This window comes from Intestinibacter sp., assembly GCF_051866655.1.
Classification (GTDB): Bacteria; Bacillota; Clostridia; order Peptostreptococcales; family Peptostreptococcaceae; genus Intestinibacter.
In genome coordinates this window covers 1-7,479 of record NZ_JBJDXL010000056.1, presented here as the reverse complement: position 1 = coordinate 7,479, position 7,479 = coordinate 1, and the positions used below count along the sequence as shown (strand labels likewise).

Annotated in this window: 7 protein-coding genes; all 7 read left to right on the top strand. The window is 29.2% G+C overall.

The window, feature by feature from the left end; all coding sequences use genetic code 11:
* Positions 1-479 (top strand): hypothetical protein (locus ACI3VO_RS01645; RefSeq protein WP_439756236.1); only part of this gene is annotated, 479 nt, incomplete at its 5' end.
* Between the two features lie 152 nt (positions 480-631).
* The gene (locus ACI3VO_RS01640; protein ID WP_439756235.1) at positions 632-2,404 is read left to right on the top strand and encodes a GAF domain-containing SpoIIE family protein phosphatase; all 1,773 of its coding nucleotides are present in this window, start codon (positions 632-634) and stop codon (positions 2,402-2,404) included.
* Between the two features lie 60 nt (positions 2,405-2,464).
* The gene (locus tag ACI3VO_RS01635; RefSeq protein ID WP_439756234.1) at positions 2,465-3,070 is read left to right on the top strand and encodes a flavodoxin family protein; all 606 of its coding nucleotides are present in this window, start codon (positions 2,465-2,467) and stop codon (positions 3,068-3,070) included.
* 25 nt (positions 3,071-3,095) lie between these two features.
* Positions 3,096-4,265, top strand: coding sequence for a chorismate synthase (gene aroC, locus ACI3VO_RS01630; protein WP_439756233.1), 1,170 nt, complete (start codon positions 3,096-3,098; stop codon positions 4,263-4,265).
* Positions 4,253-5,338 carry a 3-dehydroquinate synthase gene (gene aroB, locus ACI3VO_RS01625; RefSeq protein WP_439756232.1) on the top strand — a complete coding sequence of 362 codons (1,086 nt, stop codon included), beginning with the start codon at positions 4,253-4,255 and terminating at the stop codon, positions 5,336-5,338. Before aroC ends, aroB begins: the two co-directional genes overlap by 13 nt.
* The gene (gene aroA, locus ACI3VO_RS01620; protein ID WP_439756231.1) at positions 5,331-6,590 is read left to right on the top strand and encodes a 3-phosphoshikimate 1-carboxyvinyltransferase; all 1,260 of its coding nucleotides are present in this window, start codon (positions 5,331-5,333) and stop codon (positions 6,588-6,590) included. Before aroB ends, aroA begins: the two co-directional genes overlap by 8 nt.
* Before the next feature lie 175 nt (positions 6,591-6,765).
* The gene (gene pduL / locus ACI3VO_RS01615; protein ID WP_320626673.1) at positions 6,766-7,329 is read left to right on the top strand and encodes a phosphate propanoyltransferase; all 564 of its coding nucleotides are present in this window, start codon (positions 6,766-6,768) and stop codon (positions 7,327-7,329) included.
* The last annotated feature ends 150 nt before the right edge of the window (positions 7,330-7,479 follow it).

Below are 7,479 nucleotides of genomic sequence, written 5' to 3'. Positions count from 1 at the left end.
TGAATGGAATAATAAAGCTGTTTTATACAGAAGTAGTTAAAAATAAAATAAATAATTTGCCTAAGCAGGAATATGAAATAAACGATCAATTTAAAAAAATACAAAATATATCTTATAAAATCGATAACGTAGTTTTTGCCATTTTAAAAATTTTTACAGCGGTATTTATATTGCTTGTTTGCTATAAAATAAATGTTTATTTTGCAATAGGTGCATTTTTTATTGAATTTGCTTATATATTTTACAAAAAAAGTTTTAAAACAAAGGCTGAATCCGAGATAAGTACTATAAAAGAAAATATAAACAAAAGTAAGGAATCTATTTTAAAGGAAAAAGGTAAAAGAGATATATCTTTTTTATTATCAATATTATTAATAGGTTTGGTCACAGGCTTTACATGGGTATTAGCTTTATGCTTTTTTGTGGTTTTTGCAATAACAATAAGGGACATATATGCAAATTTCAAAAATTGCTTATAAATATATTGATTTAATTTGTAAAAAATATACACTGGTTTATTTTAAATAGTGAAAATATTGGGTAACTTCACTTGGATTATATTAATTATTGTGATAAAATTTATCTACATTAAAAGGATTTTATAGATAATTAAAATCAAGGAGGATGCTTGATGGAAAAAAATAGAAAACTAATGAAAAATTTAGTAGATATATCTGTTATGGTGACTCAATCTACAAATTTTTTTGAGATAAAAGATAAAATAGTCGATAAAATGTTGGAGGTTATAGAGCCTACAAAGGCTTGTATTAATTTATTTTACAATAATGATTTTGAATATGCTTATTTGGTGTGTTCTGCTACTTTAGATTACGTACCTAAGGCATTTCCAAAAAATTGTGAAATAGGGACAAAGCTAAACTTTGACCAAGCGTATCCTGAATATATACATGAAGCTGTTAGAGATAAAAAAATAATATATATTGAAGATATTTTTGAAAATCCAAAAGCAGTCGACGAAAGGGAATTAGCCAATATGGAGGGGTATAAGGGTAGAATAGTATTTCCTTTAGTTTTAAATTATAAAGTTATAGGATTTATGACGTGTTTCTTGACAGAAGAGGATTCTATAGAGGAATTAGATATTACATTTATATCTTCTATTGTTTCTTTGATATCTTTATCTATTGAAATTACTATGGAAAATGAGCATACAAGAGACTTAATAGGTAAGCTTAGAGAGTCTATAAGCAATATAAATGATGTCACTGCTAAATTGTATTTGAATAACGATGTCAATCAATTTATGGAGGATTTAAATACTCAAGCGAAAAATTTAACTAAAAGCAATGAAGCATTTATTGTAATAGATGATTTAAATTATGATTATAAAATCTTTAGCACATTAAAAAATAGAAATAGAAAAAAAATTGATTTTCAAAAAATATTATCTGAATTGAGAGATTATAATGAAGATGGAAATTACGAAAATAATCCAAATTTGGAGCTTTTAAAAGATTTAAAGGTAGATAATTATATATATTATAAGCTGAAGGAAGGAAATGAGCTTGTAGGATGTATATTATGTTCAAATAGTAAGGGATATACAGAGGACGATTTCAACATACTAGAATTAATTTCCAAACAGGTTATATTAGGTATGCAATTATATAAATACAATCAAGCTGAAACAAAGCACAAATTGATTGCAAATGAATTGAATATATTGAATAAGCAGCAGAAGTTGATTATGAATGAGAGCGAAATGAATTTAAATAACGATAAGGATTTGTATTTTTACCATAGACCGGCGACTGTTATAGGCGGTGATTTTTACCATGCACAAGCTATAAATGAAGATAAAGTAGCGTATATAATTGCAGATGTCATGGGTCATGGTATAGTTTCAAATTATATAGTCGCGATGATAAAGGGAAGCTTCAAAACTCTATGCTATAATTACAAATCAGCTTCAGAAATTATGAATAAATTAAATCAAATTTTATACGATGAATTCGATAAAATGGGTGTTTTTACTACGTGTATAGTGGCTATTGTAGATACTAAGAATAATACATTGGATATTTCTAATGCTGGACATTACTGTCCGATTATAATCGATAATTTTGGAAGGCTAATATCGGCTGAAAGTGAAATGTGTAAGAAAAATATTCCATTAGGTGTCTTAGAAGATGTGAGTTATAAGCAGGTTACAATACCTATAAAGGATATCTCTATGATTTGTATGTACACAGATGGGGTTATAGAGATAAAGAATAAAAATAAAGAGGAATTCGGAATACAAAGATTTGAATCTTTTTTACTTAAAAATTATACTTTGAAAAAAGACGACTTTATAAGTGCCTTAAAAAATGAATTGGAACAATTTGTTTCCAAACGAAATTTTGACGACGATATATTAATAGTATGTCTAAGTAATAAATGATTTTTAAATAAAAGAGAAATTTATATAGAATGATATGAAAGATTTAATAGGAGGAACTTTATGGGGAAAAGTGATAAAATACTAATAATTAATGGAAGCCCTAGAAAAAATAAAAATTGTGCTTCAGTTATAAAAGAGATAACAAAGAAATTTGAAGAAAACCAAATAGCATATAAGGTGTTAGATGTATATAAGATGAATATAGAGTATTGTACAGCATGTGGAGCCTGTGAAAAGACAGGACATTGTAGAATAAAAGACGATATGACTCCAATATATGAAGAATTCAATCAAAGTACAGGAACTATAACAGTTAGTCCGATGTACTTTGCAAGTGTGTCTACAAAAGTTAAGACTTTAGTAGACAGAACTCAATCATTTTTTTCTAGCAAATATGTGTTGAATAAGCCATCTATAGATAGAGATAAATTTAGATTAGGTATGTATATTGCAATAGGGGGACAACCTGAATATAAAAATCAATTCTTGGGAGGACAACTTGTGATGGATATATTCTACAAATCTATAAATACAGATTTAGAGTATAATTTATATTTATCAAATTCAGATCAAGTTTCTTTTGAAGAAAATGAAGATTTCAAAGCTAAATTCAACAAATCTGTTGATGAATATATATATAAAATAAAACAAAATAATAATAATTAATATTGTAAAGTAAGGGGCGATGAATATGTTAAGGTATTTGACAAGTGGTGAGTCACATGGACAAAGCTTAATATCTATAATAGATGGTCTTCCATCTAATGTAGAGTTAAATTTTGATGAAATAAACAGTGAACTTAAAAAACGTCAATGTGGCTATGGCCGTGGTGGAAGAATGAAAATTGAAAGCGACAAGGTAAATATTCTTGGTGGTGTAAGAGGCAAAAAAACATTAGGTGGACCTATTTCAATTGAAGTAAAAAATAAGGATTATCAAAATTGGACTGAATATATGGCACCTATGGAAGATGTCGATTTTGAAACTAGAAAAGTAGATAATGTAAGACCAGGTCATGCAGATTTAGTTGGATGTCTAAAATACGATTTTACTGATGCTAGAAATGTACTTGAAAGATCTTCTGCTAGAGAAACAGCTAGCAGAGTTGCAGTAGGAGCAATTTGTAAGCAAGTACTTAAAAATTTCGATATAGATTTTGTCTCTCATGTCATACAAATAGGTGATGTGAAGGATGAAAATATATATGATTTTGATTATATAAAAAATAACGTAGATAATTCAGAGGTTAGATGTGCAAATAAAGAAATGGAAGCTAAAATGATTGCACAAATAGACGAAATAAAAAATGAAAAAGATACAATAGGTGGAGTTGTAGAAGTTAGAGTTAAAAATGTAATTCCAGGGCTTGGATCATTTACTCAATTTGACAGAAAATTAGACGGTGTATTAGCTATGCACTTGATGGGAACTCAGGCTATAAAAGGTGTTGAATTTGGTATAGGCTTTGATGTAGCGCGTCTTCCAGGATCTAAAGTAATGGATGAAATAATATACAACGAAAAAGATGGAATAAGAAGAGCAACAAATAGACTAGGTGGTATAGAAGGTGGAATGACAACAGGAGAAGAGATTGTAATAAGATGTGCAATGAAGCCAATTCCAACATTATACAAACCTCTTAACTCAATAAATGTAAATACATTAGAAAAATACCAAGCTACAGTAGAGCGTTCAGATACTTGCGCTGTACCTGCATGTAGCGTTGTATGTGAAAATGTAGTGGCCTTCGTTATATGTCAATTTTTCCTAGAAACAATAGGAGGAAGCAGCTTAGAGGATGTAAAGAGAAATTACAATTCATATGTTCAAAGGTTGGGTGAAAGAGGATGGAAAAAATAAAAAACAAAGTATGTAGTATTTTTATAGATGAAAGCTACAGAAGCTTTAATAAGGCTTTAAATGAAATCAACGGTACTTCTGACAAAAATATAAATGAAATATACGATAACGTATTAGTAATTTCTGATGAAAATGTATACAAAACACAATTACATAAATTTATAGATTTACTGGGTGCTAAATTTGTAAGTGAATATATAGTTCCATCTGGAGAAGGTTCAAAATGTATAGAAACATTTGAAAAGATTTTAAAGCATGGATTAGATGCTGGTCTTACTAGAAAATCTCTAGTAATTGCTGTCGGAGGTGGTGTAGTAGGTGACTTATCAGGATATGTTGCAGCCTCATATATGAGAGGAATTGACTTTATACAAGTTCCTACAACTCTTCTAGCGCAAGTAGATTCATCTATCGGAGGTAAAACTGGAATAAATCTAGGTACTTACAAAAATGTAGTAGGGGCATTTTATCAACCTCAATTTACATTTATAAATGTATCAGCTCTTAGAACTCTTCCAGATGATCAATTTAGAAATGGAATGAGTGAAGTTGTTAAATACGGATTTATATACGACTATGAATTTATTGATTATTTACTAGAAAACAGTGAGGATATCTTAGATAAAAAAGATTTAGCATTAAAATATATTGTAAAAAAATGTGCAGAGATAAAAGCTTACGTTGTAGAAGCTGACGAAAAGGAAGGCGGACTTAGAAAAATCCTTAATTTCGGGCATACCTTTGGACATGGAGTCGAAAAGCTTTGTCATATAGCTCATGGAGAAGCAGTAAGCATAGGTATGAACATGGCATTTAAGCTTTCTCTAAAGAAAAATTTAGTAGATCAAGAATACTACAATAAATTTTTACAAATATGTGAAAAATTCAATCTACCTGTAGAATTTGAAGGGGCAGATGAAAAAGAAGTACTAAATATCATGAAGAGCGACAAGAAAAATAGCTTTTCAAAAATAAATATGATGCTACCAGTAGGACATGGTAAGGTACAGTTATTTAACGATGTAGACGATGAGACAATTTTAGAAATAATAAAGGGGTGCAAACATGCTTAGAGGAACTTTTGAATTAATAGGGGATAAATCAATATCACATAGATCAATAATGTTTTCTGCTATATCAAAGGGAAACAACAAGGTAAGTAACTTTTTAATGGGACAAGATTGCTTAAGTACAGTTTCTTGCTTCAGAAAAATGGGTGTAGACATAGATATCGTAGGAAAAGATGTTTTTATAAAAGGTAATGGAATCAGAGGATTAAAGCCTCCAACAGATATACTTGATGTAGGTAACTCAGGTACAACTATAAGATTAATTATGGGTATACTTGCAGGTAATGACTTTGAATCTACTCTAATTGGAGATGAATCAATAGGAAAAAGACCTATGAAGAGAGTTACAGATCCGCTTAGAATGATGGGCTGTAATATAACAGGAAAAGACGATGCAAACTTCACACCTATAACAGTTAAGGGTGGACATTTACACAGCATAGATTACAAAATGCCAGTTGCTTCAGCTCAAGTTAAATCAGCTATAATACTTGCTAGCTTATATGCAGACGATCAAAGTATAATCCACGAAAAGGTAAAATCAAGAAACCATACTGAAATAATGCTAAAAGCATTTGGTGCTGATATAAAAGAAGACGGATTAGATATAATCGTAAACCCTGTAGATGAATTATTTAATCAAGATATATATGTACCTGGCGATATATCTTCTGCGGCGTTTATAATAGTTGGAGCATTAATCAGCGAAGGTTCTGAGGTTTTAATCAAAAATGTAGGATTAAATGAAACTAGAACTGGAATTATAGATGTCGTAAAAAGTATGAATGGAAATATAGAAATCGTAGATGAAAGAGTAGTAGGTGGAGAAAAAGTAGGAGATTTACTAGTTAAATACTCTAAAGACTTAACAGCCACTACAATAGATAAAACTATAATACCAAGACTTATAGATGAAATACCAGTAATAGCAGTTTTAGCTACACAAGCAGAGGGTACAACTATAATAAAGGATGCCCAAGAATTAAAGGTAAAAGAAAGTAACAGAATAAAAACTGTTGTGGATAATCTAAAGAAAATGGGTGCAGATATAGAAGAATTAGAAGATGGTATGATAATAAAAGGAAAAACTAAGCTTCATGGAGCTACTATAGAAACATTTAAGGATCACAGAATAGCGATGTCTTTTTCTATAGCAGATTTAGTTAGTGATTCAAGAGTAGTACTTGACGATACTAATTGTATAAATATATCTTTCCCAGGATATTTTGATTTATTAAAAAATTTAACTAAATAATAAATAATAGATAACAATATTTTGTATAAAAAAACAATCTTTGAAATAAGTAAAGTGAAAAATTTGTAAGATAATGAATTCTAATGTATTATAATAATTGATTTTCTTATCAAATTTAGATATAATTTAATTGCGGTTATTAAAAAATTAAACTATATTTTAGGAGGTTTTTATTATGAAATTACCAATAGCATTATCAAATAAACATATACATTTAAGCCAAGCAGATGTAGATGCATTATTCGGAGAAGGATATCAATTAACTCAATCTAAAGCATTATCTCAACCAGGACAATATGCATGTGAAGAAAAAGTTACAGTAGTAGGACCTAAAGGTCAACAAACAATGAGAGTTCTTGGTCCAGTTAGACCAGAATCACAAGTAGAAGTTTCTTTAGCAGACGCTAGAGGATTAGGTTTAGCAGTTCCAGTTAGACAATCAGGAGATACTGAAGGAACTCCAGGATTCAAATTAGTAGGACCTAAAGGTGAAGTTGAATGTGAAAAAGGTATAATAGTTGCTGCTAGACACATACATATGAGTCTTGAAGATGCTGAAAAATTCGGTGTTAAAGATAAAGATGTAGTAAGCGTTAAAACTGATGGATTAAGAGGATTAACTTTCCATAACGTATTAGTTAGAGCTAGCGAAAAATTTGCTTTAGAAATGCATGTTGATATAGAAGAAGGAAACGCTGCTGGCGTTAAAAATGGAGATTTAGTAGAATTAATAAAATAATTAACATAGTTAATTAAATTATATGATTTAAAAAATAATAAGAAGTGTATGTATATAGTATACACTTCTTTTTTTTTTTAGTTAAATAATGGAATTTACTAAAAAAAAAAAGAAAAGATTATTAATACTTTAAAAATTTCATTATCTGTG